Origin of the sequence: Legionella longbeachae (assembly GCF_004283175.1) — a bacterium.
GTDB classification, from domain to species: Bacteria; Pseudomonadota; Gammaproteobacteria; order Legionellales; family Legionellaceae; genus Legionella; species Legionella longbeachae.
This window is the reverse complement of record NZ_RXNW01000011.1, coordinates 126,757-128,591: the sequence shown is the minus strand read 5'-3', so window position 1 is coordinate 128,591 and position 1,835 is coordinate 126,757. Positions and strand designations below refer to the sequence as shown.

Sequence of the window (1,835 nt, the reverse complement as noted above, 5' to 3'; positions counted from 1 at the left end):
GCTGGAGCATTATTTATCAGAGCGTCAAAAGATAGAAACTCAAAAAGCTCAAGAAACTAATCACCTGAAAAAAATAGAGGAAATTCAACAGCAATACCAGGAACAAATTAAAAAAAATGAAGAGCAAACTCAGGAAAATAAATTGCTCGAACTGCAATTGCATCAGATTCAAGAAGAGCTGGAGCATTATTTATCAGAGCGTCAAAAGATAGAAACTCAAAAAGCTCAAGAAACTAATCACCTGAAAAAAATAGAGGAAATTCAACAGCAATACCAGGAACAAATTAAAAAAAATGAAGAGCAAGCCCAGGAAAATCAATTACTGGAACTGCAACTGCACCAGATTCAAGAAGAATTAGAACATTACTTTACCAAATCAAAGCAATTAAGTGTTCCCAGAATTTCTGGATTAGCTGAATATGTGATTGATTTTCGAGATGAAGTGAATGGAACCAGTTGGTATTATGCTGAAAAGATGGGCCGCTGGGCAGGTCCTTTATCGATAAGTACTCTTAAAATCCCCTCTCTAGGCGCAGGATCATTTGTCATAGAACTCCATGTCAACTCTACACTGGATCTAAACATTTTGCGAGAGATGCAACTAAACATTAATGGTAAACCATGTACTATATCGCAAGATTGGAAAAAATTACCTGCTCGAATTCATGCAGAATTTTCTACTTCTTCAACAGACACCCAACAACAATGGGAGTTAGAATTTAAATTTCCAAAAACAATCACCCCATCAGAAGTTAGCGATTCTGATGATGAAAGAAAGATAACGATATGTATGCGCTCTTTGCGTGTTAGTAAAAAACGAGAACATGCAAAACCCTTATTCTTGATTTACAAGGATGATATTGAATCAGATGTTAAGAGGTATCTGAAAACCAAAAAAATCACTTATAAACTCAATCCGTTTCGCTTGGTTAAAAAAGTGATTCGCTAATTTAGGAAGAACAACGAATGTTAATGGAAAATAATTCCGCTCAATTATTTGAGTGCATAAAAAAAATACTTCCAATCACTGGCGTCATGCATATTGGAGCAGGGAATGGAGACAGTATTGCACGTTATGCTGATGCGAATATTAAAAATGTGCGCCTTATTGAGGCAGACAAGGAAAATTTCGAGCAGCTAAAAAAACAAACCCTACCTTACCCTGGTTGGCAAGTTATCAACACTATGGTAGCCCCTACCTCTGGTTTCCATACTTTTTATCATGCAAGCAATTCCCGGGAAAGTAGCTTCATCAATCCAAGCCAGCTTACCTCCATATGGAAAAATCTGCGCACCACCAATACGCAACAAATTCATGCTAATACCTTGTCAGAATTACTAAACGAGTCAAATGATATAAATTGGCTTGTAATTGACTGCTTTCCAGCTGCGACTATTTTACAAACTGCAAATGATCTTTTTTCGAAGTTGGAAGTAATTTATGCTCGTGTCCTATTGGATATAAACGCTATAGAAATAGAAGGTGCCAGCAAGCAAGAATTGGATAGCCTCCTAAACAAACATGGTTATCGCTGTATTGCCTGTGAAGAAAGCTTAACGCCCAACATTGGCATGGCAATTTATGGCCGAGACTGGAAAAAATGCGCACAAGACACGCAAGAAAAGGCGAGCTATGAGCAACAACAAAATAATCATTTAAAAATACAAGCCGAAAACTTTTCCAAAGAAAGAGAAAACCAAACTATCTTGTTCCAGAATCAATCTCAAGAACTGAGCACACTCCAATTAAAAATGGAAACAACACTCAAAGAACTTCATGAAAAAAGCAAACAACTCGAACAATTTGAAAAAGCTCTTTCTGATTTAAAAATTGA

General features: G+C 36.6%; 1 protein-coding gene and 1 pseudogene. Both read left to right on the top strand.

Annotation, left to right across the window (positions count from 1 at the left end; translation table 11 throughout):
* Positions 1-949: pseudogene (locus EKG34_RS12350) on the top strand (hypothetical protein); the annotation flags it as partial.
* 23 nt (positions 950-972) lie between these two features.
* The coding region (locus EKG34_RS12345) for a class I SAM-dependent methyltransferase (protein ID WP_479724439.1) at positions 973-1,835 on the top strand (863 nt) is incomplete at its 3' end.